Here is a 25,940-nt window from a genome sequence, read left to right as displayed (position 1 = left end):
GCGGAAACGCGTCAGAAACTGGAGGCTCGACCCAGCCCCGCCTGTGCGCCCACGATCCTCGCATGCTGGCGCGGATTTGGTCGAACCGCCTCGACTGAATCGATTCGCGTGCCGGATAGGCTGGCGGCATGTCCCGACCCCCGCAGGCCCCCGGCGAACGACCTCCGCGGACGCGGATGACCGGCACCCAGCGTCGAGAGCAGCTGATCGAGATCGCCCGCACCCTGTTCGCCGAGCGCGGGTACGAGGCCACCTCCATCGAGGAGATCTCCGCCCGCGCGAGCGTCTCCAAGCCCGTGGTCTACGAGCACTTCGGCGGCAAGGAGGGTCTCTACGCCGTGGTCGTGGACCGCGAGATGTCGACCCTGCTCAACATGATCACCGCCTCGCTCTCGCAGAATCGGTCCCGCGTCCGGGTCGAGCGGGTGGCGCTGGCACTGCTCACCTACGTCGAGGAGCGCACCGACGGCTTCCGCATCCTGGTGCGCGACTCCTCGGTGACGGCAGCCGACGGCACCTATTCGTCCCTGCTCAACGATGCGGTCAGTCAGGTCGGCCACATCCTGGCCTCGGACTTCTCCAAGCGCGGCTTCGACCCGGAGCTCGCCCCGCTCTACGCACAGGCGTTGGTCGGGATGGTGTCGATGACCGCGCAGTGGTGGCTCGACGAGCGCACGCCGCCCAAGGAGGTGGTGGCCGCGCACGTGGTGAACCTGTGCTGGAACGGCCTGACCAACCTGGAGGCCGATCCGAAACTCGGGGAGTAGCCGGTGGTCCGGTGGGTTCCTGGCGTCGATGGTGCAGACGATCCAGGCGCCGTACTGCCGAGTTCGCCCCAACTGCGACTCGCAGTTGAAATCTGGGGAAGTTCACCAGCGAGGTGTTACGTTTCGACCACATTCGACAGGTAGTCGGTCACCAGAGGCGGGGTGGATGGTCAGGCAGGAACGGGCCGAGGCGACCCGGAACACGGTCCTGCTCGCGGCGGCGGAGGTGTTCGCGCGGTTGGGATACGCGCCGGCGAATCTGAGCGAGATCATCGCCGCGTCGGGTGTCACGAAGGGCTCGCTGTACTTCCACTTCGCGTCCAAGGAAGATCTGGCTCGCGGCGTGATCGACGAGGGCAACCGACGGCTCGAGGCCGCCTGCGCGCCGCTGTCCGACCTGCGAGATCCCGCGCTCGAGGTCATGATCGGCCTGCCCTACCTGATAACGGACGTGGCCGCCGCGGATCCCATCGTGGCCGCGATGTTCCGCATGCACCACGAGATCGGCGATCACCGCGGGACGGGCGACAACGTCGTCTCAACCTGGCAGAAGTATCAGGTGGCACTGGCCTCTCGTGCCATCGCGGAGGGTGACATCGTGCCCGACGCCGATGCGGAGGCGATCGGGATCTTCATCTTCGAGACGCTGTTCGGCGCACGCGTGGTGGCGCACGCGACCGGGACGCTCGATCAGCTCCCGGCCCGGATTGAACGCGCGTGGTACTACATGCTCCCGGCGTTGGTGGGGGAGGAGAAGGTTTCCTACTTCCGGCAGTTCGCGGCCCGACGTTTCCGTCGCTGACCGGGCAGCGCGGGCTGTCGGTACCCGGGCCTAGAATTCACTGTGGTCGTCCGCGCGGCGTCCGAAACCCGTTCGGCAAGCTCAGGAGCATCGACGTTGTCTTCCCGTACTCCGCACAACCCGAGCCCGGCAGCCACGGATTCGTCGCCCTACCCGTTGGCGGGGGTGTTCGCCACGGCCGTTGCGGACGTCGCGTTCGACGGGGTGCGTGCGGCTCTGGGCCGCACCGACCTCGCAGTCGTCGCGCCTGCGCCGGCCCGGCCGTTCATCGCCGCCGCGATCGCCGAGCACACGCAGCTGCTGCTGGTCACCGCCACCGGACGGGAGGCCGACGACCTGACAGGTGAGCTGCGCGAGGTGCTCGGCGACGCGGTCGCCCAGTTCCCGTCCTGGGAGACGCTGCCGCACGAGCGGCTCTCGCCCGGCGCGGACACGGTCGGCCGCCGGCTCGAGGTGCTGCGCAGGCTGGCCCGCCCGGACGACGCCGACTACGGACCGCCGCTACAGGTCATCGTCACCACGGTCCGCTCCCTGGTGCAGCCGATGGCCCCCGGGCTCGGCGAGATCGAACCGATCACGCTGCGGGTCGGCTCCGAGCACGACTTCGACGCGTTGACGCACCGGCTCGTCGAACTCGCCTATGCCCGGGTCGACATGGTCGGCAAGCGCGGCGAGTTCGCGGTTCGTGGCGGCATCCTCGACATCTTCTCGCCGACCGCCGACCACCCGGTTCGCATCGAGTTCTGGGGCGACGAGGTCACCGAGCTGCGTGCCTTCTCGGTGGCCGACCAGCGGTCGCTGCCCGAGCTCGAGATCGCCACCCTGATTGCGCCGCCGTGCCGCGAGCTGCTGCTCACCGCGGCGGTGCGTGATCGGGCGGCGGCGCTGGCCGCCGACAATGAGGCCGACGCGGCGCTGGTGGAGATGCTGGACAAGCTGTCCGCGGGCATCCCCGTCGAGGGCATGGAGGCGCTGCTGCCCGTGCTGCAGAACGGCGAGCTGGTGCTGCTGACTGACGCGCTGCCCGCGAAAACGCACGTGCTGCTGTGCGATCCGGAGAAGATCCGCACCCGCGCGACGGACCTGGTACGCACCGGCCAGGAGTTCCTCGAGGCGTCGTGGACCGCGGCGTCGTTGGGCGGCGCCGCGCCGCTGGACGCGTCGGCGATCGACACCTCGAGCATCGGCGGCAAGGGCCTCGATCTCGCGGCCTCCGCCTACCGATCGCTGCGGCACGTCCGTGAGAGTGTCGAGGCGTCCGGCAGGCCCTGGTGGACGGTCAGCCCGCTGGCCTCGGGCAGCGGCGAGGAACTGGTCCTCGAACTGCGGTCGGTGCCGGAGATCCGCGGATCCGACGAGCTGCTGGCCGAGTTGTTCGTGACGCTGCGGGCGCACGTGAGCGCGGGCGGCCGGGCCGTGATCGTGGTGGCGGGCTCCGGTACCGCGCGCCGAGTGCTGGAACGGCTCGCCGAGGCGGAGGTACCGGCGACCGAGCTGGCGCCGGGCGCGGCGCCGGAGCCCGGCGTGGTCGCGGTGCTCTGCGGCAGCCTGCACGAAGGCCTGATGTTCCCGAACGCGGGCGAACAGGGTTTCGTGGTCGTCACCGAGTCCGACCTCACCGGCAACCGTGTCGCGGCGGTCGGGGACGGCAGGCGACTGCCCGCCAAGCGACGCAACCAGGTCGACCCGCTCGCGCTGACGGCGGGCGACATGGTGGTGCACGACCAGCACGGCATCGGCCGGTTCGTCGAGATGGTCGAGCGAACCGTCGGTGGCGCGCGCCGCGAGTACCTGGTGATCGAGTACGCGGCCAGCAAACGGGGTCATCCAGGAGATCGGCTGTTCGTGCCGATGGAGTCCCTCGACCAGCTCTCCCGCTATGTCGGCGGCGAGCTGCCCGCGTTGTCCAAGCTCGGCGGCTCAGACTGGACGAACACAAAGCGTAAGGCCCGCAAGGCGGTTCGCGAGATCGCGGGCGAGTTGGTGCAGCTGTACGCCGCCCGCCAGGCCGCGCCGGGGCACGCCTTCGGCCCTGACACCCCGTGGCAGAAGGAGATGGAGGACGCGTTCGCGTTCACCGAGACCCACGACCAGCTGACGGTCATCGACGAGGTCAAGGCCGACATGGAGAAACCGGTCCCGATGGACCGCGTGGTGATCGGCGACGTCGGGTACGGCAAGACCGAGGTCGCGGTCCGGGCCGCCTTCAAGGCGGTACAGGACGGCAAGCAGGTGGCGGTCCTGGTGCCGACCACTCTTCTCGCGCAACAGCATCTGCAGACCTTCACCGAGCGGATGGCCGCCTTCCCGGTCAAGGTGCGGGGTCTGTCCCGGTTCACCGACCCGGGGGATTCGCGGGAGATCATCGCCGGCATGGCCGACGGCGAGGTCGACATCGTCGTCGGCACCCACCGGCTGCTGCAGACCGCGGTCCGGTGGAAGGACCTCGGGCTGGTCATCGTCGACGAGGAGCAGCGCTTCGGTGTCGAGCACAAGGAACACATCAAGGCGCTGCGCACCCACGTCGACGTGCTCACGATGTCCGCCACCCCGATTCCGCGAACCCTCGAGATGAGCATGGCGGGCATCCGCGAGATGTCGACCATCCTCACCCCACCCGAGGAGCGGCACCCGGTGCTCACCTATGTCGGTGCGTACGCCGACAAGCAGGTGGCGGCCGCGATCCGGCGCGAGCTGCTGCGCGACGGACAGGTGTTCTATGTGCACAATCGGGTGAGCTCGATCGACAAGGCCGCCAAGCGACTTCGCGACCTGGTGCCCGAGGCGCGGGTGGTCGTCGCGCACGGCCAGATGAACGAGGAGAATCTCGAGAAGACCGTGCAGGGCTTCTGGGAGCGCGAGTTCGACGTGCTGGTGTGCACCACGATCATCGAGACCGGGCTGGACATCTCCAATGCCAACACCCTGCTCGTGGAGCGGGCCGATTCGCTCGGTCTGTCCCAGCTGCACCAGCTTCGCGGGCGCGTCGGCCGCAGTCGCGAGCGTGGCTACGCGTACTTCCTGTACCCGCCGGAGAAGCCGCTCACCGAGACCGCGTACGACCGCCTGGCCACCATCTCGCAGAACTCCGACCTCGGCGCCGGTATGGCCGTCGCCATGAAGGACCTCGAGATCCGCGGTGCGGGAAATGTGTTGGGGGCGGAACAGTCTGGGCACGTCGCCGGCGTCGGCTTCGACCTGTACGTGCGGTTGGTCGGCGAGGCCGTCGAGGCGTTCCGTGCGGTTGCCGACGGCAGGACGGTCACGACCGACGAAGCTCCGAAAGAAGTACGCATCGACCTTCCTGTGGACGCGCACATCCCCCCCGACTACGTGACCAGCGACCGGCTCCGCCTCGAGGCGTACCGGAAGCTGGCCGCCGCCACCGACCCCGAGGCCATCGCCGCGGTGATCGAGGAGCTCGTCGACCGGTACGGCCCGGTGCCGGAGGAGGTCGGCCGGCTGGTCTCGGTCGCCAAGCTGCGCCTGCTGTGCCGCGAGTTCGGCCTCGAGGAGGTCTCGGTGGCGGGCACTCAGCTCAAGATCGCGCCGATGCAGCTGCCGGACTCGAAGCAGCTGCGACTCAAGCGTCTGTACCCGAGTGCGCAGTACCGCGCGACCACCGGGATGGTACAGCTTCCGTTGCCGCGCACCGGTTCCGGCGGGATCGGTGCGGACCGGGTCCGGGACGTGGAGCTTCTGCAGTACATCGCGGACTTCCTGCTCGCCCTCGACGGACGGGCAGCGGGCGCAGTGGACGTCAGGGTGCAGGCGGGGGCGTGAGGCGATGACGGTGGTGTTGCTCGACCCGCTGCGTCCCACCCGGATCCCGGCGGCGGCGGTGCGGCTGCTGCGTGGGCAGGTCGAATACGCCTCCGACGTGCCGGTCGGGGTACGTGAGGAGCTGGGTCTGCCGCACGCTCCGGGTGCCGCCGTGCTGGTGGCAGTAGATCCCGCCGGGGTACAGGCGCGGCACCGCGTGTCCTCGGGTGAGGAGGTGGTCGCGGCGTCGCCGGTGCCCGGACAGCGGTTGCTGGCGGCCGTCGAGGTGATGGACCGGCTGTGGGGATTCGGCGGCTGGGAGGTGACCCAGACCCACGACTCGCTGCGCCGGTACCTGCTCGAGGAGACCTACGAACTGCTCGACGCGATCGAGGAGGGCGACCCCCACGGCCTGCGCGAGGAACTGGGAGACCTGCTGCTGCAGGTGCTGTTTCACTCACGGATCGCCCAGGAATCGGCCACCGACCCGTTCACCGTGGATGACGTCGCCGACACTCTCGTCGCCAAGTTGGCCTCCCGCAGCCCCCATCTGACCAACGGTCACGTGGGTCCGATCGACGTGGCCGACCAGGAGGCGGCGTGGGAGATCGCGAAGGCGGCGGAGAAGTCGCGGGCGTCCTGCATCGACGGCATCGCGATGGCGCAGCCGGCGCTCGCGCTGGCCGAACAGGTGATCGGGCGGGCGACCAAGGCGGGGTTGCCGGCGAACCTGATCCCCGCCGAGCTCCGGACGGTGCGGCTGGGCGGGGCAGGCAACGCCGAGGACGCCCTGCGAAAGGCGACCCTGTCTTTCGTGGCGCGGATCAGGGCCACCGAGGCCGCCGCGCACGTGAGCGGGATCGAACGGGGCCGCCTCACCGCGGACGTCTGGGCGCGATACTGGGTAGCGCGGTAGGTCGTCCGCCGCAGAAAGCGGGTGTCGATGTTCGACTACTGCGTCATCGGCGGGGGCATCGTGGGAGTCGCCACCGCCCGTGAGATCCTCCTGCGGCGACCGGGAGCGAGCCTGCTCCTGCTGGAGAAGGCCGACGGGCTCGGCATGCATCAGACCGGCCACAACAGCGGCGTCATCCACTCGGGCATCTACTATCAGCCGGGCAGCCTCAAGGCCGAGCTGAGCAGGCGCGGGGCCGAGCTGACCAAGAATTTCGCCGCTGAGCACGGCATCCCGTTCGATGTCCGTGGCAAACTGCTGGTCGCGACGGACTCCGTCGAGCAGGTGAGAATGCAGGCGCTGTACGAGCGCGCGAAGATCAACGGGCTCGACGTCGACGTGCTCGATCGGGCCGAACTACTCCGCCGTGAGCCGGCGGTGACGGGCACCGGCGCGCTCTTCGTGCCGACAACCGGAATCGTCGACTACCGCAGGGTCACCGAGGTCTTGGCAGATCACGTCCGATCGTCGGGCGGCGAGATCCGTCTCGGCGTGGAGGTGGCTCACATCGGCGAGACGGCCGATCGGGTCGTGGTGGGCGGCCCGGCCGGATCGTGGTCGGCGCGACGGCTGGTCGTCTGCGCGGGTCTGCAGGCGGATCGCATGGCCCGCCTGGCGGGGGTTCGAATCGACCTTCGGATCGTGCCCTTTCGGGGCGAGTATTACGAGCTTCCGCCGCACCGCTCGGACCTCGTCCACCATCTGATCTATCCGATCCCGGATCCGGCCCTGCCCTTTCTCGGTGTCCACCTGAGTCCCACCGTCGACGGCAGGCTGACGGTGGGTCCGAACGCAGTCCTCGGGATGGCCCGCGAGGGGTACCGGAAGTTCAGCTTCGCACGCCGGGACGTCTGGGACTACGCGAAGTTCCCCGGGTTCTACCGGGTCGCTCGTGCGAACTTTCGCACCGGCGCGGGCGAGCTGCGGGATTCGCTGTTCGTGCGTGGCTACCTGGCCAGATGCCGAAAGTATTGTCCCGATCTGACACTGGAGGACCTGTTGCCGCGAGTCGCGGGGATCAGGGCGCAGGCGGTGCTCCGTGACGGGACTCTGGTGCATGATTTTCTGATCGAGCAGACCCCGCGCTCCGTGCACGTGCTCAACGCTCCCTCGCCGGCGGCGACGTCCGCGTTGCCGATCGCGGCGATGATCGCGGACCGGCTGACGGCTGATCGGTGATCGGCTCGGCCCTGGTTCACGAATGCGGGAGAAAGACGAAGTTGTTCACGTACTGCCCGGTGCGGGTCCAACCGTCCTTCCAGCTCGCGATGTGCTGGGAGTTCTGATGCTCGACCGGATCGAAGTCGGCAATCGACCGGCGTTCGTCCCCGGTGAAGAAGTACCCGTCGTATCCGAGTCGATCCAGGAATGACATGACCTCGCCCACCGCGTTCGCACGGTGACGTTCCTCGGCCTCGATCAGGAAGGTGGGCCGATTTCTCTCGATGGTGGCACGTGCCCCGCGCAGCACCGCGAGCTCATGGCCCTCGACGTCGATCTTGATGAATCCCACATTGTCCAGATCGAAGTCATCGAGCCGACTGCTGGGAACATCGATCGTCTCGACCGGGCTGCCGTCGGCGTCATCCAGGGCGTTGGCAGCCTCGATCGTGCTTCTCCCCGGGTCGGACACGAGAACTCTCATCGTCGACGCGCCCGTGTGCTCGGAGAGAGCGACGGCTTCGACCCGGACCGGGGCGCCGATCGTGTCGAACATCGTGGCGAGCTCCCGGGCCTGCGCAGTGCGGGGTTCGAATGCGATGACCGAACTCGACCGGTCGAGCATCGCGATCGTGAATGCGCCGATGTCGGCGCCGACATCGACCGATACCTTCGTGGGGTCGCAGAGCTGTCGCACGAGCAGGAGTTCGTCGTCGTGCAGGGCCGAATCGGACAAGATCCGGTAGCGCCTTCGCCAGAACCGTCGTGGTGCAACCTGCTTCGCAATCGGAGCCAGGCTGCGCTTGATGGCGTGCGTGATCGGCATCGGACGACGCCTTTCGTGAATTCTGCTGAGTTGCCTCGACCCAAGTGTAGAGCTCCGGGGTAGTCCGCCCGGGTGGAAGCGCCCGGGCCGATCGCGCAGGTAAGCTCACACAGGAGTACGCGCGGTCATTGTTGACGTCCTGTCTGCGGATGGGTGTGACTGGAGTGGCGAAGGCGAAATGTACTTCCGGATGGGCGGATCTGTCGTGGGCGCGGTTGCGTTCGCGACAATGCTGAGCGGATGCTCCGCTGTGCCTCCGGTGGATCCCGGAGCGCGCTCCGTCGACGTCACGACGATTCCATTTGCGGACCCTGACGTGGCGAATCCGCTACGCGGGCAGTATCAGAATCTGTTGACAGGCCTTTTCCCGCAGGAGAATCCGGCGCAGAACCGATACCCCGCGTGGCCCTCCGCAGGCGATGCGAGCACGCGGATCTCGTGGCGTGATCTCCAACCCCTGGATCCTCGCACCGTTCCGAATGAGGCTCCCTACGAGGCCAGGTTCGACTTCAGCAAGATTGATGAGGCGCTGGCTCGGTACGCAGGCCAGGGCGGACGACTGACGCTGCGCATCTACTCGTACAACTCATGCTGCAACAAGTTTTACCCGAACAACACCAACATTGCGGTCCCGGACTGGTTGGCATTGATTCCGGGCACGACCAGGGATTTCGAGCACGACGGGATCAAGCAGGTCGTGCCGGATTGGAACAACGAGGATTATCTTGCTTACTTTGAGCAACTGTTGGCGGAATTGGGTCGACGCTACAACAAGGACGAAAGGTTGAGCATTTTCGAGTTTTCCGGGTACGGCGACTTCAGCGAGAACCACATTGCCTACCTCCGCGATGAACTCGCCTCTCCCGGGCCCTCACTCGAGGACAGTGAGCGGCGGCTGGGGTACCTCAGTCAGTTCCGGGACCAGAGCATTACCGCCCGCTCGATTCGACGTTTGGTCGAGGCGAACCTGGGGGCGTTTCCGGATACGCAGGTCGTCGCGGCGCCGGGCAACCCGGAGATCATGCGACAGTTGTTCGCCGACGAGTCCGTGGGACCGGCGACGAGACGGCCGGTCGGGATACGCGCTGATTGTCTGGGTGTCCAGACACCGTTGCCTGCGTGGGCCGACGACGAGGATTCTGTGTACGTCACCTCCGACGAACCGCTCGTGTCCACGATGAGAGCGCGTTTCTCGACTGCCCCGGTCGTGACCGAATGGTGCCAGCTCCCGGCCGGGACGGGGAGGGGCGCTTACTATGAGAAAGGATTGCGTGACACGGTCGACTATCATGTATCGATGACCTCGAGCGTGGGGTTTCCGGATCAGAATGCGGTACAGCCGATGGAACCGGGGCTGTTCGCACTCTGGGCGCGGACAAACAAATTCGCCGGGTATCGATACTCGGTGGCCGCGGGTTCGCCGAGATTCGATTCCGAGCGTGAGTCCGAGTGGATCGAAGCCAGGTGGATCAATTTCGGGGCAGCACCAGCGTTCGAGGATTGGCGAATCGAGTACGAAGTCGCCGATGCGGCCGGAAATATCGTGCGGCGGACGGGATCCGAGCTCGCTCCCGTGTCGATGGTCGTCGAGCAGTCCCTGGATTCGATCGACGATGAGCCGAGTCCGTCGACTGCGCGTGAGACCGTGCGGATCGACCGGTCCGGCCTGGCCGCCGGGCAGTACACCGTCACCGCGGGGATGGCGTGGAACGAGCACAAGCCCGGCGGCACCCATCGCGTCGACCTGCCGCCGATGACGCTCGCACGGCCGGGGAGGGATGCGGCCGGACAGTACCCAATCGCCACGTTCTCGGTGCCGTAACCCGCGCGGTAGGCATCGGTCGGGCCGAGTGCAGAGAGGACAATTCGTGGACCTTCACACGTTCGTCCGGATCCTGGGGACCCGCTGGCTGATCGTTGCGACCGCCGTGGCGATCTGCTTGCTCGGAGCGGTCGCCGCGACGGTGATTCCCCCCTCGCGCTACCAGGCCTCGTCGAAGATCTTCATCTCCGTCGCCGATGCGAGCACCGTGACAGACAAGTACAACGCCACCCAAGCTGCCGCGCTGCGACTGTCCTCGTACGCCGAGATCGCGGGGGGCAGCGAGGTGGCCGGCCGCGCCATCGACCAATTGGGCATCGACATGAGCCCGGATGAGTTGGTTAGCGCGACCGCCGTGGAGTACGTGCCGGAGTCTCTCGTTTTCGAGTTGACCGTGACGGACACGGATCGGGACAGGGTTGTCACGCTCGTGAACGCGATGTCCGATCAGTTCAGTGCGCTCGTCGGCAGGCTGGAGTCCCCGGCGGACGGCGGGCAGCCACCTGCGGCGATGCAGGCGACCGTGGTTGAGCGTCCGACCCCGCCGCAGGGGCGCTCGAGCCCGAACGCCCAGCGAAATCTGGCGCTCGGCCTCATCGTCGGTCTTCTCTTGGGCACCCTGCTCGCACTCGTCCGTGATGCAACGGACCGAACGCTCCGAACGGGTGCGGAGTTCGACGAGGCCTCCGATCTGCCGATGGTGGGCGAGCTACGGAGGCCGAGACCCGCCGGCCGCGAAACGCCGGTGGTGTTCGGGAGCGATGGCGGGTCCAGCGAGGCCTACCGGGGTCTTCGGGCACGACTGCTGCATTTGACCGCGACCACTGACAATCCGATGATCCTAGTGACCGGTCCGGTCGGCGGCGAGGGCGCGACAACGGTGGCGGTCAATCTCGCCCTTGCCCTCGCGGAGACCGACGACAAGGTGCTGCTGGTCGAGGGCGATCTGCGAAAGAACGAACTCGCCAGTCTCTTCGGGGTGAATGCCCAGCCGGGGTTGAGCGACGTGCTTCGCGACCCCTCGGTCGTAGAACAGGCTGTGGCGCAAACAGACTACGAGAACCTGTCGGTCATGACCTCCGGTTCGGACCACGCGGCGCCGGGCGAACTGTTGGGATCCGCGCCGCTCGCGTCGGTGATCGACAAGCTGAGGTCGACCTTCGATTTCGTCGTTGTCGACGGTCCCGCGGTGCTGTCTGCTGCCGACGCGCTCCTGCTGGCCACCCGGATCGACGGCACGCTGTTGGTCGGGCGACGCGGCACGAGCCGTTCGGACGAGGTGAGTCGAGCCGTGAACACCCTGCACGGTGCGGGAGCGCCGATCATCGGCACGGTGTTCACGAATGCCCGGGTGGGCTGACCCCATGTCGAGCGTGGCAGACCTGCGACTGCCGATGCGGGCCCGCAATGCCGGCGAGGAACTTTCGTTGTGGCTGACCCAACCAGCCGTCGTGCGCCCCGCCATCGCGGGAGCGTCAGCGCTGGTGTGTTTCGGGGCTGGAGCGATCGCCGCGAGGAACAACACGCAGGGGATCATGCTGATCGGCGGATTGCTGTCGCTGGTCCTCCTGTTGGTCCGGCCGCTGCGAATGGTCGACGTCGCCATCTTCTTGAGCTTCGCCTCGCTACCACCGGCACTTCGGGTGGGCACGAATGTCGGCCCTCTCACGGTCTACCCCTACGAAGCGGCGGTCGTTCTCGCGATCGTGTTCCTGATGTTCTCGACGGAGGTGCGATTCGGCGACCTGATTCCCGGCTGGATCTTCCTGGTCACCATCGCGATCTTCACGGCGCGGGGACACGAGGCCGGTAACGACATCGAGCGACTCGCTCGCGAATCACAGTTTCTTGTCGAGATGGTGGCGGGGTTCATGCTGGCCGTGTTGATCGTCCGGGCGGGCGCCGTGCGACAAGCCCTCCTGGCCGTGGGCGTGACACTGTGGTTCTCGGCCATCATGCTGGTCATCAGCTCCCTCACCGGGCTGGTGCTCAGTGGCCGAACCGAAAGCCTCGTCCGCGAAACCGGAGCTTCCGAAGCGGTGCGGTTGCTCACCTCGACCCAGGCCCTGAGCATGGCGGTACTCTGCGTGCTCGCGGCGGCCTACCTGATGGGTGTGGCGCGGGCATCGAACTTTGTGGCGTTCGGGATCCCGTCGCTGGTGACCACACTGCTCTCGTTCTCCAGGAGCACCTTGATCGCGCTGGCGCTGACCGTCGCGTGCGTGGCACTTGCCGCCATGAGTCGTAACACGCTCGTCCGGGTGGGAAAGCTGATTGCTTACGGCGCTGTGGTCACTCTCGGACTCGTGCCATTGCTCCTCTACCTGCTCGGGGGATCCGGTGCGGGCACATGGTTGTCGGATCAGGTCAGTGCCTTCACCATCCGGGTGTTCGGCGGTGTCTCGACGAATGCACTGGCGGTCGACAGCTCCACCATCGCGCGGCTGCACGAGAACGCGAACCTCGAACGGGCCATCGAGCAGTCGCCCCTTCTCGGGCATGGGCTCGGGTACGCCTATCAACTGCCGTTCTGGAAGGCGGGCGAATTCTCGGCCACGCTCGGCACGACGTACGCACACAACTTCTACCTCTGGTGGCTGGTGAAGGCGGGCGTCTTCGGAACGGTGATGCTTGCGGTATTCGCGCTCACGCCGATTGTCCGCGCACTGACGAGCAGGTCGGTTCCCGCGCTGATCTGCGCCGCCGTTGCCGTCGGGCTGTTGTTCGTCTGCATCGTCGACCCGCTACCGCTCGATCCCCCGAACGCGCTGGTCCTCGGCGGCATTCTCGGCGCGGCAATGGGATTCGCGACGATGGCTCGCTCCGGGCGACAGACCGGCACACCGGGTACCGGGAGGGATCTCCGTGTCTGACCGGGCCGAGCGGAGGGTGCGGGTCCTGATCGTCGGACCCGCACCGTCGGGTCCGCTCAGTCGCGGCGGCATGGCGACCGTCACGCGGCTCATGCTGGACACCCCGGATTCGCGATTCGCGATCTCGTCAGTGGCGACCTACGTCGACGGGAGTCTCGCGCAGCGCCTGCGCGTGGGCGTACGCGGCATGATCGTCGCGTCCTGGTGTCTGCTGCGCGGGCGGGCCGATGTGCTGCACGTCCATCTCTCTCACGGCGGCAGCGTGATCCGAAAGTCACTGCCGCTGCTGACCGCCCGCGCGATCGGTGTGCCGGCCGTGATCCACGGACACAGCTTCGACTTCGCGGGGTGGTTCGAGGGGCTTCCTGCTTTCGCTCAGCGGTTGGTGCGAGCGGCGTTGCCCGCCACTCGGTGGCTGGTGCTCGGCGAGGGGTTGGCGCAGCAGTACGCGGACTGTATGAAGCTGCCGCCGGCCAAGGTGGGGGTGCTCTACAACGCCGTGCGGATTCCGCGGAGCCGGGTGCATCAGGGTGACGCCGACCCGGTTCGCGCGGTCGCGCTCGGCCGGCTCGGCACGCGAAAGGGCAGCTATGACTTGATTGCTGCGCTGGCGATCCTTCCACGGGAGGTGCGGAGCCGCCTCCAGGTCACGGTCGCGGGTGATGGCGAGATCGAGGAGGTCCGGACCGCGGCACGTGAGGCCGGGGTGCAGGACATCGTTGCCGTGGTCGGATGGATCGGTCCGATCGAGCGGGACGACCTCCTCGGCCGGTCGCATGTCTTCGTGTTGCCGAGCTACGACGAGGGCCTGCCGATGGCGCTCCTGGAGGCGATGGCACACGGGCTGGTGCCCATCGCGACGCCGGTCGGCAGCATCGGCGAAGCGATCACCGACCGGGTGGACGGGCTGTTGGTCACCCCTGGCGATCGGGGTGCGCTCGTCGACGCCCTGTCCGCAGTGGTGCTCGACGACGCGCTGCGAACCAGGCTCGCCGCGGCCGCGCGCGATCGGGCCTCCGCGTTCGACCTCAACCGCTGGTATTGCGAACTGGGTTCTGTGTGGGACGGTTTGGCGCGGGATTCGCGACGCCGACGCGGTCGAACAACTCCATGAACAGGCCCGCGGCGCGATCGGCCGGGTAGTGGTCCCGGTAGTGGTCCGCAGACGCGGCGCCGCTCGACGCGGCGAACGCCGGATCGGCCAGGCGGTCGAGCGTCGCGGTCAACCCCACCACATCATCGACACCGACCGGCGCAGCGTGCGGCGGCTGAAACTCCGGTAGCGCGCCCTCGCGCGAGACGATGGGCGTCACCCCCAGCTGCATCGACAGGACCTGCACACCGCTCTGCGTCGCCCGCCGATAGTGTGCGATGGACCCCTTGGCATGGGAAATCTGCTCGAGCACGTCCGGGTACGAATACGGCCCACGGATCCAACGGGTGTGTGAGGGAAGCGGATCGGATAGCTGGCCGTCCCCGATGAGTATCAATTCGTCACCGCGCCAGTCCGGACCGCCGACGTGGGCATGCCAGGACTCGAACACGACCTCGATGTTCTTGTAGGCGTTGAGCCTTCCGAGCAAGACGAAATCGTGACGCTCGTGTGCAGGGGAAGGTTCCGGCACCAGATCGGCGGGCAGGTCGCTGGTGAGTGGGATCACCGTCAGTGCGCTGTGGCGCACATCGGGTCGGTCCCTGATCGCGGCGGCGACGTACTCGCTGAAGGCCACCGTGGCCACGGAGCTCGCGGCCCAGCGGTCGAACACGATTCGTTCGGGTGCCGGCCGCTGCTCGGCGTCGTCGTGCGGCCGGTCGTCGTGGATCAGTTGAACCCGTGGCGCGAGCGCACCGAACGCCATCCATCGCGGGTCTCGAACCAGTTCGGCGACCACCACGTCGGGCGAGAACCGGGTGGCCGCGCGCCACCCGTGCAGGAATTGCCTCCAGCTGTCGGGATCCTTCAGTCGCGTGTTCAGCACCGCTTCGTATTCACGGGCGGTATCGGACTGCGGGTGCTGATCCGTCGTCACCAGCATCACGTCCGCACCGCGCTCCGCAAGCGCTTCGACGTGGACCCGTGCGAGCGATCGCATCCACGGCGACAACCAGAGAACTCGCATCATGTCACCGCCTCGCACCCGCGCGCACCACACCCTGATTCGCCTGCACGCTCTCGATGGCCGCGACGTACGCATCCGCCATCACCTCGATCGTGTAGTTGGCGCGCATGCGTTCGAACCCGCGCCTTCCGATTCCGGGCAGGCCGTCGGGCTCGTTGATGCACCGGGCGAGTGTCGAACGCCAATTCGCCACGGAGACAGGGTCGACCACGACCCCTGCCTCGCCGTGCGCGAGCATCTCGGGGACAGCGCACACTCCGGAGGCCGCAACCGGGATCTGTCTGGCCATGGCCTCGAGGATCACCAGCGGAAAGGCCTCAGAGCGGCTGGGGACACAGAGCAGGTCGCAGTCGGCGAGGGCGGGCTCCGGGCCGGCGGACCACCCGCGCCAGTGCACCCGGTGGCGCAGTTCGCGGGGGGTCAGCGCCTCCAGTCGCTCGCGATCCGGTCCGTCTCCGAAGATGGACAGCTCCCAGGACAGCTCGCGCAGCCCGTCGAGTGCCTCGATCAGCAGGTGCGGATTCTTGTGCGCGACAATCCGCGAGAGCATCACCAGTTGGAGCGGGCGCCTGTCGATCCGCGGGGATCTCGCGACAGGGTCTCGCAAAGCGACCGAGGAGATGACCCCGTTCGGCACGCTGAACCAGCGGTCTCCCAGATTCTGGTACGCGGTGAGTTCCTCCCAGTGCTTCTCGGCGAGCGCGATGAACCCGTCCGCCTGCCGCATGGCGGCACCGAGAGCCAGGGAGTACGTGGGGCCGCCCGGATCGGGGGGTGTGTGTGCGGCGACCAGCCAGCGCCGATCCGGGCCGAGGCGCCGCCACAGCGCGGAGAATCCGGCCTCGGTGTTCGTATCGCCGCTGATGACGACCGCAGGGCCGGAGTTTATCTCGATGCTCGGTGCCCACCACGGGTGTCGAAGTACCCGTATCGAATGCGGAATCTCTCGCAGCAGGGGGCCGTACCTCTGCAGGCACACAAGGGTGACCTGATAACCGCGTTTGTCCAATTCTGTTGCCAGCAACGCTTTCTGGCGTTCGGCTCCGCCGTAGACGAGTCGGTTGGAGGTGATGATCACGGCTGGTCGATCGGGATGCGGGGCAGGTCTGCTTCGACGCAGCTCGCGTGTGGACCGTTGGACCCGCTCGAGCAGTGCCGATCCCGCCAGGTAGGCGTCGGCTCGGTGGACGCCGCGCTGATGCTCCAGGATCAACGCAGAGTTCGTGCGGAGCAGGTCCTGGTTGCGTCGGCCTTCGGAGTCACCGTCGGCGCGTGGCGTGTGGTCGGAGTGCTCGGCACCGACCTCGTCAGCGAGGAGTATTCGCCAGCCCGCCGACCGCGCCCGATACTGCCAGTCCGTCTCCTCGCCATAGAGGAAGAATTCTTCGTCGAAGGGCCCGATGGCGTTCCACGCGTCGCGGTTGACCGCCAAGCAGGCGCCGCCGACATACCCCTCGACCGCGAAGGGCTGCCGCGCGTATCTGTAGGACAGCGGCGTCCGCCTCAGCCGTGCGGAGTATCCGGCCGTGTCGACCAGAGCTCGCAGGAGGTTCACCTTCCGCCGCGCGACGTCCCAGTCCGTATTGCGACCCGGTGCCGCTGGGTCCTCGTCGCCCTCCTTGATCAGCGGCGACACCGCGGCGACCCCCGGCCGGCGGATCAGTGCCAGAGTCTTGGTCAGCGGTCCCAACAGAGTCGCGTCGGGATTGAGGAAGAGCAGATCGGTGTCGGGTGGCGTGTGGTCGACAAGTGCATTGACGGCGGCCGCATAGCCGATGTTCACCGACCCCATGACCCAGTTGACGTCGGGGTGCCTGGCCGCGAGATCCTCTCGGCCGGGATGGCCGTCGCCGGTGTTCTCGTAGACGTGGACACTGCGCCCCGGCAGGTGCGTGGCGACTGCGGACAGACACTTTTCAACAAGGGCGTTGCTCTTGTAGGTGACGATGAGCACGCTCAAGGCCGGAGCGGTACGTGTGGGGTGCGCAGGCGGCCCTGTTGGGTCATGGCCGCGCCGCAGATAAGCTCGATCCAGTTCTCGTGCCATCTCAGCACACTCCTTGCCCATTCTCATATGCGTTGCGGAACATGCGAAATCACGTCGCCGCCTCGGATCGACCTGATGGTCCGCGCGGTGACCGGACCGACGGCCAGGTTTGTCAGCAGGTACGAGGCTGCGGCCGCCGCGCCGGTGACCAGAACGTGTTGATCGCTCAGCGCGAGCACCACGGCCACACTGACCGCAGACGGCACCAGCAGCCGCAAGAGGAACGTCCCGGGCGTGCGGTAGCCGCAGTTTCGGCCCAATTGCCAGGTGGCTATCAGGAGTCCGAAGACCTCGGTACACACCAGTGCAGCGCCTGCCCCGACCGCGCCGAAGTGCGATGCGAGCGAGATGTTCAGTGCGATGTTCAAGCCGACGGTGGCGATGCTCAGGCGGAACAGGAAGACCTGGTCGTGTGCCGCGAAGAGGGCCTGCCCGAGTGTTCCGGTGACGAAGCGGACTGCGGCCGCGATGAACAGCAGGGCCAGCGTGGGTCCGCCGCGGGCCACGAATTTCTCATCGGCGAGCAGTGCGATGAGCGGGCCCGACAGCATCGCGCCGACGATCCCGATCGGTACGCCGAGGAAGAACATCGTTTCTACGCCGTGTCGCAGGAAGGTCGCGAATGCCGATCGATCGCGCGCGTAGATCTCGGTCATCGTGGACAGGCTCGACTTCAGGAAGAAGGTGGACAGCACCAGCGTGGTGAACGCGAGCGTGTACGCGAGCCCGTAGGCGCCGACCTCCTCCGGAGTGCTCAGCAGGCTCAGGATCACCCCGTCGATTCGCCAATACAGCGCTGCGATGATCAGCACGCCCATCTGGGGCAGGCTCTCCCGGATCAGACTCCGGCTCTCTGCGAGGGAGAACACCGGACGCCAGGAGTGAATTCGCGCCGCGGCAGCCCCTTGGATGACGAGCGTGACGGCAGGTGGAATCAGCTGTACCACCGCGAACCAGATGACGTCGGCGCCGATGGAGACGAGATATGCAGTCGCCCCGAGTGATGCCAGCCGACTGACGAAGTCCGAGACCGCGACCGCGGTGAATCGAATCGTGGTCAGAAACACCGGTTCGAAACAGGTTGTCAGGCTGGTCAGGACCAGGCTGATCGCGACGATGACGAGCATGCTGCGCACGGCGGGATCGTCGTAGACGAGCATTCCGGACCCAGCCGCGATCACCGCAAGCGGGACGCAGTACAGCACTGACAGGCCGGAATTGACCCGGACCAGGCGATGGAGTTCCCCGCGGCCGGAGGTCGCCCGGCGCACGATGACGGCGCCGATTCCGAGCTCGGTCAGGCTGGTCCACATGCCGATGAAGACGATCGCGATGGTCAGTTGTCCGTATGGACCCGGGCCGAGATGCCGGGCCGTGAGCGCGACGGTGACTACCGATGCCGACATACCCAAGATGCGGAACACCAACTGGGTGCCGAACGCCCTGACTATCCGGTCGTTCGCAACGTGTGGGGGAGCGGTCGCATCCTGAGGCATCTTCTCCGCCATCGGATCATCCGGGGTTCGCGTGCGCATCCAGGATCCGGGCGGTGCGCAGGCGTACCAGGGCGGGCGGGCCTTCGATGAGGTAGCGGCGCGCCAACCGCCTTGGTTCGTGGCTGAGCCGATAGAACCATTCCAGTCCGGCCGACTCCATCCATTGCGGCGCTCGATGTTTGACATTGACCAGGAAGTCCGTAGCGCCGCCGAACGGAAGCATGATCTTCGCCCCGGCATGCCTGCCGTACCGGTTGATCCACTGCTCCTGGCGTGGTTTGCCCAGACTGACGACCAGCATGTCGGTCTCGACCTCCCTGATTTCCTGCGCGAGTTCCATAGATCTGCAGTCGATCTCGGCGCGTGTTGGTGACCACAGTCCGGACACCGGCAGACCTGGAAAGCGGTTGGCGATGACCGGCCCCAACAGTCGATGCGACTCCGCGGTGCCTCCGAAGAACCCGACTCGTCGCCCCTCGGCCTCGGCCACGCCGAGCAATCGCGGCAGAAGATCGGCGCCGGTGACTCTCGGCCAGCTCGCGCCGCTCAACGCGTTTCCGCGTCGCGCGATCGGCATCCCGTCTGCGAGCAGCAACCACTCCGGATCCGCGGCATCGGCAGGTGCGCAGCCGCAGGTCCGAAAATGGTGCAAGTGATCGAGGTTCACCGAACCGATCGACAGCGCAGACGATGCTGCGCGGCGAAGGCGCGAGCGCACGAGGTCCACCACCTCGTCCTCGGTGTAGCGCATCACGACGTCCCCGCAGACCATCATGCGTACCGGCGGGTCCAGCAGTGGCCGACGGTCCATCGCTACCTACTGATCGGCGGGATGCCCGCCGGTAGCTTCGCCTGCGCAGCGAGCAGTTGGTCGACGAGCCGGCCCTCGGGAAGTCGGACGTCGTCGTACGTGAGCGTTGCATCCTTCGGCACGTCGTGGACGAGTTCGCAGTCCTGTGCCGCGCCGATCGGGAGCAGGCGCTCGGTCCTGGCTATGTGTGCCTTCTCGGCCTCACCGTAGTAGTCGTATCCGCCGAGTCGGTCCAGGACGGTCCCCGCCTTCAGCTGTCGCTTGGCGGTGGCGACGGCCTCGACATGACGGGTGCCGAGCGCCCGAACGGTGGCGTCGCCGAGCAACGCGGCTCGCGCGATCGAATGTGGAACCTCGAAATGACACAGGTGGTACGGGGTGTAGAAGCTGTAGAGCGGGCCCTTGCCGAGCTTGTACAGCTCCAGGTAGTGCTGTTGCTTCGTATCATCTTGTGCAGCAAGAACATAGATGCCCGGGTTTGGCTTCGTATAGACGACGTAGTCGACCGCCCCGCCGAGCCCGCGCAGCTCATCGACGTCGTACATCTCCGTCAAATCGTCGACGTGACCGTCGTGATCGCGGCCCAGCATCCCACGTCGATGCACCGACATCCCGGTTGCGTTGGCGACGATCGACTGCTCGACGCTCATCTTCGTGCCGTCGGCGAAGCTGGTCACCATCCACGGGTCCTGGCCCCACCGCTCCGCGAATCCTTGCTGCGTGGTGGGGTTTCGGTAGGGGTCCTGCAATCCCTTGATGTTCCCGCACACCAACGGGGTCAGTCCGATGCTGCGAACAAACCGGTAGAGGTTCATCTCGACGCCGGGCTGGTCGCCATCGCATCCGGTGAAGATCACCCCTGCCGCGTCCGCACGACGGCCCAGCTCCGCCCCTGCGGTGGCGTCGACCTCCGCATTCATCAGCACCAGGTGCTTGCCGTTCTCGAAGCAATCCAGGGCCAGGTGGCATCCGAACTCGACGGCGCCGGTAACGTCGACGACCACGTCTATGGACTCCGCTCGAGTGATGTCCGAGAAGTCTTGGGTGACCGCGGGCGTGCCGTTGGCAATGGCCCTGTTCAGCTCAGCCAGCCCGGTGACCTCGACCGCATAGGGCACGCCCGCCTCGATGAGCGCGCGCTTCGCCTGAGCGGGATTGCGTACGGCGATCACAGAGACAACCATCCCAGGAACACTGTTGACGATCTGGTTGACGAGGCCGCGGCCCATGAAGCCGCACCCGGCCATCGCGACCCTGATGGGGTTGTCCACCTTGGCGCGTTCCTGCAGGAGGGTATCGATGTACATCATGGTTCCGGCGTTCCGGTGTGGATGATCAGCGGCCAGCTCGCGTCCTTGTCCGAGATGACGGACACCGGGAGTGGCCACATGACGCCGAAAGCGGGGTCGTCATAACGGAACCCCTGTTCGCCCGCGGGCGCATACGGACCACTCACCTGATAGATGACCTCGGTGTCGGTGGTGAGCGTCTGGAATCCGTGCGCCACGTACGGCGGGAGGAAGAGCGCTCGATGGTTGTCGGCGGTGAGCTCGACCTCTACGTGCTCGAGGTAAGTCGTCGAGTGCGGGCGCACGTCCACCGCGACGTCGACCACCGCACCGCGGGTGCAACGGACGAGTTTGGCCTCGGTGTAGGGCGGGCACTGGCGATGCAGACCGCGCAGTGTCCCGGTGGCGTGATTGAAGGAGATGTTGGTCTGGACGACGGTGGCGGCGAGGCCGTTCGCCTCGAACTCGCCGGTGTCGAACGATCGTGAGAAGAACCCACGCGAGTCTCGGTGCGGCTCGATGTCGACGATGGTCACACCCTCCACCTCTGTGCGTGTGTATTCCATCAGCGGTCCCTCCAGAAGAGTTGTCCGTCGACCTGACCTGTCTTGATCAGATACTCGATCTGCTTGAGCCTGGTGTGGCCCCGTCCGTAGAAGGTCGATGGGTCCAGGTCGATGCTGTCGAACACCCGGTGCAGCTGGGCCGCGCCCGCCGCCACGTCCCACTCGGATCGGTAGTCCCGGAGGACCCGATAGATCTTTGCGAACGAGACGCGGTAGCTGCGATCGTCGGCGGTGGGCGGACCGAAACTCACTCCGCAGCCGGGAAATTCGCGACCAACCGCCTCCGCGATCTCGCGGACGGTGTAGTTGTTCTCGTCGGAACCGACATTGATGACCACCGAATGTACCGTCTCCCGGTCCGCCCGAAGGGTGCAGCGAATCGCCCGGGCGATATCGAGCGCGTGGACCAGTGGGCGCCACGGCGTACCGTCGCTCGTCATCGCGAGTTCGCGCTCTGTCCAGGCCAGGCCGGCGAGGTTGTTCAGCACGATGTCGAACCGCATCCGTGGCGATGCGCCGAATGCGGTGGCGTTCCGCAGGACGGTGGGGGAGAAGCCGTCGTCCGCCATCCCCATGAGGTCGCGCTCGACCAGCGCCTTGCACAGCGCATACGATGTGAGCGGATTGAGCGGGCTCGTCTCGTCGACGGTGCCGTCCGCCACGCCATAGACGCTGCACGACGACATGTAGACGAATCGAGAAACCCCAGCGGCCTTCGCCCGTTCTGCCAGCTGGACCGAGCCGAGGTGGTTGATCTCGAACGTCACGTTCCCGATCAGATCGCCGATCGGATCGTTGCTGAGCTCGGCCATGTGGACGACAGCCTCATAGCCGCGAAGGTCGTCCACGCTGACGTCCCTGATGTCTTTGGCGATCGTGTGCGGGGTCTGGTCGATGCCGTTGTAGAGCCACCCTGCCTTGTAGTAGCCGGTGTCCAGTCCGGTCACCTCGTGGCCTTCGGCGAGCAGGGTCGGCGCGAGCAGGCAGCCCAGGTAGCCTTCGGTTCCGGTGACGAGTATGCGCATGTCACTTCCTTCCGAATCGGAGGGTCGACTTCTCCACCACGAACGCCTCGGCGTGGGGGCGGTGGCTCTGGATCCCGCGCAACCGGGACATACCAAGGAAGGACTGCTCGTCGAACCAGTCATGGGTGGTCTGCGACGGGTAGTGCTTCATCAGCACCCGGGCCTTCTCCTCGGCCACTCTGGTCGTGAGCGGGTGGAACGCCGTGGGTTGAGGCGTGTCCGCCTCCCATTTGAGGATCTCGTACCCGAGAACGAGATGGTCCCGGAACACGGTCGGTACCAGTTCGGCCAGCAGCCGGTGATCCTGGTGCGCGTCACCGCGCTGGGGCGCGAACACCACGTCGGGGGAGACGTCTCGCGCGAACGCCTCGAGCGCGGTCTTGATTGGATCCCAGTATCCGGGCGCGTGGCCGTCGGGGATGTCGAGAACGGTGAGTTCGAGGTCGGCGCGGGGGCACAGTGCGGCGAGCGCGTGCCGCTCCTCGATCTCTCGTCGCGAATCGGTGCCGGACATGACGAAAGCGCGAACGCGGAGGTCGGGCATTGCGTTCGTGAGGGTGAGGAGTGTGCCGCCGACGCCGATTGCGATGTCGTCGCAGTGTGCGCCGAGCACTGCAATCTCGGCGATGTTGAGAGCGTGCAGGTCGATCATGGGCCGGGTACCGGTTGAGGCTGCGTCCAGACCATCCAGGGGTGGATGCCCTTTGCGTAATCGGCGTCCAGATCGGCGCGCTCCTTGAACGTGTCGGCGGGCTTCCAGAACCCGTCGTGCCGGTAGCCGAACAAACGGCCTTGGCCCGCGAGCGCTCCGCACGCGTCCGCGACCAGATCGCCGCCCTGGGGAAGTAGATCGAATATCTCCTGGGTGAGGACGAAGTACCCACCGTTCTCCCAGATCGGCATGTCGCTCACGGCGGTGATCTCCTTGATCTCGCCGTTGCCTGCGACGTCGACGCAATGGAACGACGACTGAGGAGGGACGACCAGCATCGATGCCGCGGCACCGGAGGCGCGGAACGCGGCGATCACCCGATCCAAGGGCGCGTCGGTCAGCACGTCGGCATAGTTCGCCAGGAAGCACTCGTCGCCGTTCAGGTACGGCCGCACCCGTCGGAGTCGCTCGCCGATCGCCGACTCGACACCCGTGTCGACGAACGTGATGGACCAGTCGCTGATGTCCGAGTCGAGGAGTTCGACGGTGTGGCCGTGAAGAACGAAGTCGTTCGAGGCGGCTTCCTCGTACCTGAGGAAGAACTCCTTGATGTGTTCGGCGCCGTACCCCAGGCACAGGATGAACTCGTTGTGCCCGTAGTGGGCGTAGTAGCGCATGACATGCCACAGCAGTGGCCGGGCCCCCACAGTCTGCAGCGGTTTGGGCAGGAGGTCCGCCGCGGTGTTGCGCATTCGCATCCCGTATCCGCCACAGAACAGGACGACCTTCATGCTGTTCACCTCCTGGAGAGGTTCTGCCGGCTACCCAGCTACGGGTGGGGCAGGCGGCGAATTGTCTCCGCCGAGTTCGCTCTACCCAGACTAACCACACCCAAAGTTGCTACACAAGACAAAAACAGACTGAAAGTAGGTTTAAATGCGCGTTGCGCCCGACGGGGTCTGCCCGCTGAAATCTGGTTGGTGGGTGCCGAATCCGTGGCGGCTTCGGGTCCTGATTTTGCAGCGTCGGGGCGCGGCGTGGGCGGTTATTGTTGACCTACGCGCGGCGGAGTCGGGCCGTCAGTGGCAACTTACGAGTGGCGCGTTGCCAGGGAGGATCTGTCGTCATGAGAATTCGGCCGACGGAGATCGAATTCCTCGAACTCGGGGAGACGCTCGTGGCGGGCCTGCCGGTGCGAAGTCCGAAGCGTCCTCTCGGGGTGCTGCAAGACCGCAATCTCGAGTCGGCGTGGTCCGGCGTTCTCCAGGAGGACGTGCCGGGGCCGTTGGCTTCGATCTACACCGACCACGCGACCGAGAACGATTCCTACTACACGCAGATCGTCGGTTATCAGTGCTCGTCGATCGACGAGGTGCGGCGGGGACACCTGGTCGCCCGGATCCCAGCCGGCCGATACGCCAGGTTCGTGTCCCTCGGTGAATTCCCGGGCGTGGTCGCCGAATTGTGGGACCAGGTACGTGATGCCGTGGGAGAGGGGCGGATCAGCCGTGCCTTCACCGGCGATTTCGAACGCTATCCGAATGCCTTTCGAATCGATCTGTATGTTTCGGTTCGAACCGTGCCCGGGGAGGCGTCCGCATGAGCTTCACAATCGTCAAACGCGGAGTGCAGGACTTCGGCGGCTTGGTACTACCGAATGTCGAGACCGGGCCAGGCGAAAGAGTCGGTGGCCTGATGGAGTTCACGCGCGAGCGAATTCTCCAGCGTGGGGTTGCAGAGATCGTGACCGTATACGTTCCGAGCAGTGACGGCCGGTCGTCCGCGGTGATCGGATACCCGTGCGCCGACCTGGACGACCTCGTGCTCGGTGACGTATTGGTGCGAGTTCCCGGCGGTTACTTCGCGGTGTTCACCTCGGACGGCCCGGTTGACGATCCGGTCGACGATGTATGGCGACAGGCGGAACTGGCGGCGAAGGAGGGGCGCATCGACCGGGCGTTCGCCGAGGAGATCGAGTTCACGCGTACGTCGAGTTCTGTAGAGCTCTTCATTTCTCTCGTATAGCGGATTCGCTCGCTCGGATCGCCTATTTCACGCCGCGGATTGTCGCATGGTGACAAAGCCGCGACAACCGAGAAGAGTTGTTGACGATAAGCGAGATCATCGGTACTGAGCGTCGGCTGGAAGAAATTTGCTGGAACCGGCGGTCCGATGACTTCCAGGCCGGTACCTCGACTCTGGGAATGGAGCAATTGAGATGGCAAGTAACTCTGCCTGCACGACAACTCCGGGGGAAAAACCGCGTATCGAATCCAGAAGTGTGTGGGACCCACAGTCGCAATGTCGATTCGTTGCCGCCCGTCCTGCCGGGGAGCCGGAGCTCTGGTCCGCATACCTGGCCGGAGCGTTGGGCGGCTACCGCAAGTACGGCGCCGAGGGTGCCCTGGACTACGAACGGACACGCGACGGCGAGTCGACGGCGTTGTTCTTCGTCGCAATTGCGGGAGACGGGTTCGTGGCGGGTGGGTTGCGGGCACAAGGCCCCTATCAGCGCGCGGAACAGGCTCACGCCACCCTGGAGTGGGCGGGGCATCCAGGGGCAAGGGCGGTGCGCACGATGATCACCGACCGCATTCCATTCGGGGTCGTCGAGATGAAAGCCGCATGGGTGGCGGACGGAGTCGCCCGACGAACCGAGCTCACCCGGTCCTTGGCCGGAATCGGTTGTTGCACTTTGGAAATACTGGACGTCCAGTTCCTCCTGGCCACCGCGGCCGAGCACGTGCTGCACTTGTGGGCATCGTCGGGCGGCGAGGTGGCACAGCACATTCCGTCGACACCGTATCCGGACGAGCGATACCGGACGCGAATGATGTGGTGGGATCGGCGAAACCGTCAGAATCTCGGAGCGGTCAAGGGAACGAATCAGTTCACGCGGATGCGTGCGCAGTGGCCGGCAGACGACGATGATGAATCGATCAGACTGCACCGCTCGAACTGAGGCT

The 25,940-nt window shown here is 66.3% G+C and carries 22 protein-coding genes; 12 read left to right on the top strand and 10 right to left on the bottom strand.

The annotated features are described in order from the left end of the window. Nucleotides 1-128 precede the first annotated feature (128 nt). The 5 genes from C8K38_RS14275 (at nt 129) to lhgO (ending at nt 7,465) form a co-directional block, all read left to right on the top strand. A complete protein-coding gene (locus C8K38_RS14275; protein ID WP_097212307.1) occupies nt 129-767 on the top strand; it encodes a TetR/AcrR family transcriptional regulator in 639 nt (212 codons plus the stop codon). A 166-nt stretch (nt 768-933) separates the two neighbouring features. Beyond that, a complete protein-coding gene (locus tag C8K38_RS14270) occupies nt 934-1,569 on the top strand; it encodes a TetR/AcrR family transcriptional regulator (RefSeq protein WP_097212308.1) in 636 nt (211 codons plus the stop codon). A 96-nt stretch (nt 1,570-1,665) separates the two neighbouring features. Further along, nucleotides 1,666-5,352 carry a transcription-repair coupling factor gene (mfd, locus tag C8K38_RS14265; protein WP_097212309.1) on the top strand — a complete coding sequence of 1,229 codons (3,687 nt, stop codon included), beginning with the start codon at nt 1,666-1,668 and terminating at the stop codon, nt 5,350-5,352. A 4-nt stretch (nt 5,353-5,356) separates the two neighbouring features. After that, the gene (locus C8K38_RS14260; protein ID WP_097212310.1) at nt 5,357-6,247 is read left to right on the top strand and encodes a MazG family protein; all 891 of its coding nucleotides are present in this window, start codon (nt 5,357-5,359) and stop codon (nt 6,245-6,247) included. Nucleotides 6,248-6,274: 27 nt separating this feature from the next. After that, nucleotides 6,275-7,465, top strand: coding sequence for an L-2-hydroxyglutarate oxidase (gene lhgO, locus C8K38_RS14255; protein ID WP_097212407.1), 1,191 nt, complete (start codon nt 6,275-6,277; stop codon nt 7,463-7,465). Between the two features lie 16 nt (nt 7,466-7,481). Here the strand turns inward: lhgO and C8K38_RS14250 are convergent, their stop codons facing one another. Beyond that, on the bottom strand, nt 7,482-8,273 hold the full coding sequence (locus C8K38_RS14250) for an FkbM family methyltransferase (RefSeq protein ID WP_097212311.1): 792 nt from the start codon (nt 8,271-8,273) through the stop codon (nt 7,482-7,484). A 178-nt stretch (nt 8,274-8,451) separates the two neighbouring features. On the opposite strand from C8K38_RS14250, the gene C8K38_RS14245 reads away from it, so the two are divergent. The 4 genes from C8K38_RS14245 to C8K38_RS14230 are packed head-to-tail and all read left to right on the top strand — an operon-like array spanning nt 8,452 to nt 14,082. After that, the gene (locus tag C8K38_RS14245) at nt 8,452-10,095 is read left to right on the top strand and encodes a hypothetical protein (RefSeq protein WP_181320860.1); all 1,644 of its coding nucleotides are present in this window, start codon (nt 8,452-8,454) and stop codon (nt 10,093-10,095) included. A 46-nt stretch (nt 10,096-10,141) separates the two neighbouring features. Next, nucleotides 10,142-11,455 (top strand): polysaccharide biosynthesis tyrosine autokinase, encoded by a 1,314-nt coding sequence (locus tag C8K38_RS14240; RefSeq protein WP_179800585.1) that lies wholly within the window; start codon nt 10,142-10,144, stop codon nt 11,453-11,455. A gap of 4 nt (nt 11,456-11,459) precedes the next feature. Next, complete coding sequence (locus tag C8K38_RS14235; RefSeq protein WP_179800586.1) at nt 11,460-12,968, top strand: O-antigen ligase family protein; 1,509 nt, start codon at nt 11,460-11,462, stop codon at nt 12,966-12,968. Then, on the top strand, nt 12,961-14,082 hold the full coding sequence (locus C8K38_RS14230; RefSeq protein ID WP_257017513.1) for a glycosyltransferase family 4 protein: 1,122 nt from the start codon (nt 12,961-12,963) through the stop codon (nt 14,080-14,082). Before C8K38_RS14235 ends, C8K38_RS14230 begins: the two co-directional genes overlap by 8 nt. Here the strand turns inward: C8K38_RS14230 and C8K38_RS14225 are convergent. The 9 genes from C8K38_RS14225 to C8K38_RS14185 are packed head-to-tail and all read right to left on the bottom strand — an operon-like array spanning nt 13,997 to nt 23,765. Then, nucleotides 13,997-15,091: a hypothetical protein gene (locus C8K38_RS14225; protein WP_257017514.1), complete on the bottom strand. Its 1,095-nt coding sequence runs from the start codon at nt 15,089-15,091 to the stop codon at nt 13,997-13,999. The genes C8K38_RS14230 and C8K38_RS14225 overlap by 86 nt on opposite strands. Before the next feature lies 1 nt (nt 15,092). Next, the gene (locus C8K38_RS14220) at nt 15,093-17,135 is read right to left on the bottom strand and encodes a glycosyltransferase (protein ID WP_097212409.1); all 2,043 of its coding nucleotides are present in this window, start codon (nt 17,133-17,135) and stop codon (nt 15,093-15,095) included. Between the two features lie 23 nt (nt 17,136-17,158). After that, nucleotides 17,159-18,631 carry a flippase gene (locus C8K38_RS14215; protein WP_097212410.1) on the bottom strand — a complete coding sequence of 491 codons (1,473 nt, stop codon included), beginning with the start codon at nt 18,629-18,631 and terminating at the stop codon, nt 17,159-17,161. A gap of 16 nt (nt 18,632-18,647) precedes the next feature. Beyond that, nucleotides 18,648-19,442 carry a WecB/TagA/CpsF family glycosyltransferase gene (locus C8K38_RS14210; protein WP_097212315.1) on the bottom strand — a complete coding sequence of 265 codons (795 nt, stop codon included), beginning with the start codon at nt 19,440-19,442 and terminating at the stop codon, nt 18,648-18,650. A 2-nt stretch (nt 19,443-19,444) separates the two neighbouring features. Beyond that, nucleotides 19,445-20,752 (bottom strand): NAD(P)H-dependent oxidoreductase, encoded by a 1,308-nt coding sequence (locus C8K38_RS14205; RefSeq protein WP_097212316.1) that lies wholly within the window; start codon nt 20,750-20,752, stop codon nt 19,445-19,447. Next, nucleotides 20,749-21,297 carry a dTDP-4-dehydrorhamnose 3,5-epimerase family protein gene (locus C8K38_RS14200; protein WP_097212317.1) on the bottom strand — a complete coding sequence of 183 codons (549 nt, stop codon included), beginning with the start codon at nt 21,295-21,297 and terminating at the stop codon, nt 20,749-20,751. Before C8K38_RS14200 ends, C8K38_RS14205 begins: the two co-directional genes overlap by 4 nt. Then, a complete protein-coding gene (locus C8K38_RS14195) occupies nt 21,297-22,322 on the bottom strand; it encodes an NAD-dependent epimerase/dehydratase family protein (protein WP_097212318.1) in 1,026 nt (341 codons plus the stop codon). Before C8K38_RS14195 ends, C8K38_RS14200 begins: the two co-directional genes overlap by 1 nt. Nucleotide 22,323: 1 nt before the next feature. Continuing rightward, nucleotides 22,324-22,974: a PIG-L deacetylase family protein gene (locus C8K38_RS14190; RefSeq protein WP_097212319.1), complete on the bottom strand. Its 651-nt coding sequence runs from the start codon at nt 22,972-22,974 to the stop codon at nt 22,324-22,326. Beyond that, nucleotides 22,971-23,765, bottom strand: coding sequence for a glucose-1-phosphate cytidylyltransferase (locus tag C8K38_RS14185; RefSeq protein WP_097212411.1), 795 nt, complete (start codon nt 23,763-23,765; stop codon nt 22,971-22,973). Before C8K38_RS14185 ends, C8K38_RS14190 begins: the two co-directional genes overlap by 4 nt. Before the next feature lie 335 nt (nt 23,766-24,100). Between C8K38_RS14185 and C8K38_RS14180 the strand changes: the two genes are divergently transcribed. From C8K38_RS14180 to C8K38_RS26900, 3 genes are all read left to right on the top strand, one after another. Further along, nucleotides 24,101-24,577 (top strand): GyrI-like domain-containing protein, encoded by a 477-nt coding sequence (locus tag C8K38_RS14180; RefSeq protein ID WP_097212320.1) that lies wholly within the window; start codon nt 24,101-24,103, stop codon nt 24,575-24,577. Then, entirely contained in the window at nt 24,574-24,999 is a 426-nt protein-coding gene (locus C8K38_RS14175; RefSeq protein ID WP_097212321.1) for a hypothetical protein, read from the top strand. Before C8K38_RS14180 ends, C8K38_RS14175 begins: the two co-directional genes overlap by 4 nt. A gap of 544 nt (nt 25,000-25,543) precedes the next feature. Beyond that, nucleotides 25,544-25,936 carry a hypothetical protein gene (locus tag C8K38_RS26900; protein WP_143548469.1) on the top strand — a complete coding sequence of 131 codons (393 nt, stop codon included), beginning with the start codon at nt 25,544-25,546 and terminating at the stop codon, nt 25,934-25,936. Nucleotides 25,937-25,940: the final 4 nt, after the last annotated feature.

The sequence above is a fragment of the Rhodococcus sp. OK611 genome (genome assembly GCF_003050885.1).
Lineage (GTDB): Bacteria > Actinomycetota > Actinomycetes > Mycobacteriales > Mycobacteriaceae > Rhodococcus_G > Rhodococcus_G oryzae.
The sequence above is the reverse complement of the archived record's forward strand: the minus strand, read 5'-3'. Positions and strand labels throughout refer to the sequence as shown.

Excerpts from the sequence above, each read along its gene's own strand:
- C8K38_RS14270 (WP_097212308.1), top strand. The coding sequence starts at position 934 with ATGGTCAGGCAGGAACGGGCCGAGGCGACCCGGAACACGGTCCTGCTC.
- C8K38_RS14190 (WP_097212319.1), bottom strand. The coding sequence starts at position 22,974 with ATGATCGACCTGCACGCTCTCAACATCGCCGAGATTGCAGTGCTCGGC.
- C8K38_RS14215 (WP_097212410.1), bottom strand. The coding sequence starts at position 18,631 with ATGCCTCAGGATGCGACCGCTCCCCCACACGTTGCGAACGACCGGATA.
- C8K38_RS14205 (WP_097212316.1), bottom strand. The coding sequence starts at position 20,752 with ATGATGTACATCGATACCCTCCTGCAGGAACGCGCCAAGGTGGACAAC.
- lhgO (WP_097212407.1), top strand. The coding sequence starts at position 6,275 with ATGTTCGACTACTGCGTCATCGGCGGGGGCATCGTGGGAGTCGCCACC.
- C8K38_RS14245 (WP_181320860.1), top strand. The coding sequence starts at position 8,452 with ATGTACTTCCGGATGGGCGGATCTGTCGTGGGCGCGGTTGCGTTCGCG.
- C8K38_RS14250 (WP_097212311.1), bottom strand. The coding sequence starts at position 8,273 with ATGCCGATCACGCACGCCATCAAGCGCAGCCTGGCTCCGATTGCGAAG.
- C8K38_RS14185 (WP_097212411.1), bottom strand. The coding sequence starts at position 23,765 with ATGAAGGTCGTCCTGTTCTGTGGCGGATACGGGATGCGAATGCGCAAC.
- C8K38_RS14220 (WP_097212409.1), bottom strand. The coding sequence starts at position 17,135 with ATGGCACGAGAACTGGATCGAGCTTATCTGCGGCGCGGCCATGACCCA.
- C8K38_RS14200 (WP_097212317.1), bottom strand. The coding sequence starts at position 21,297 with ATGGAATACACACGCACAGAGGTGGAGGGTGTGACCATCGTCGACATC.
- C8K38_RS14260 (WP_097212310.1), top strand. The coding sequence starts at position 5,357 with ATGACGGTGGTGTTGCTCGACCCGCTGCGTCCCACCCGGATCCCGGCG.
- C8K38_RS14195 (WP_097212318.1), bottom strand. The coding sequence starts at position 22,322 with ATGCGCATACTCGTCACCGGAACCGAAGGCTACCTGGGCTGCCTGCTC.
- C8K38_RS14210 (WP_097212315.1), bottom strand. The coding sequence starts at position 19,442 with ATGGACCGTCGGCCACTGCTGGACCCGCCGGTACGCATGATGGTCTGC.
- C8K38_RS14235 (WP_179800586.1), top strand. The coding sequence starts at position 11,460 with ATGTCGAGCGTGGCAGACCTGCGACTGCCGATGCGGGCCCGCAATGCC.
- C8K38_RS14225 (WP_257017514.1), bottom strand. The coding sequence starts at position 15,091 with ATGATGCGAGTTCTCTGGTTGTCGCCGTGGATGCGATCGCTCGCACGG.
- C8K38_RS14175 (WP_097212321.1), top strand. The coding sequence starts at position 24,574 with ATGAGCTTCACAATCGTCAAACGCGGAGTGCAGGACTTCGGCGGCTTG.
- C8K38_RS14275 (WP_097212307.1), top strand. The coding sequence starts at position 129 with ATGTCCCGACCCCCGCAGGCCCCCGGCGAACGACCTCCGCGGACGCGG.
- C8K38_RS14180 (WP_097212320.1), top strand. The coding sequence starts at position 24,101 with ATGAGAATTCGGCCGACGGAGATCGAATTCCTCGAACTCGGGGAGACG.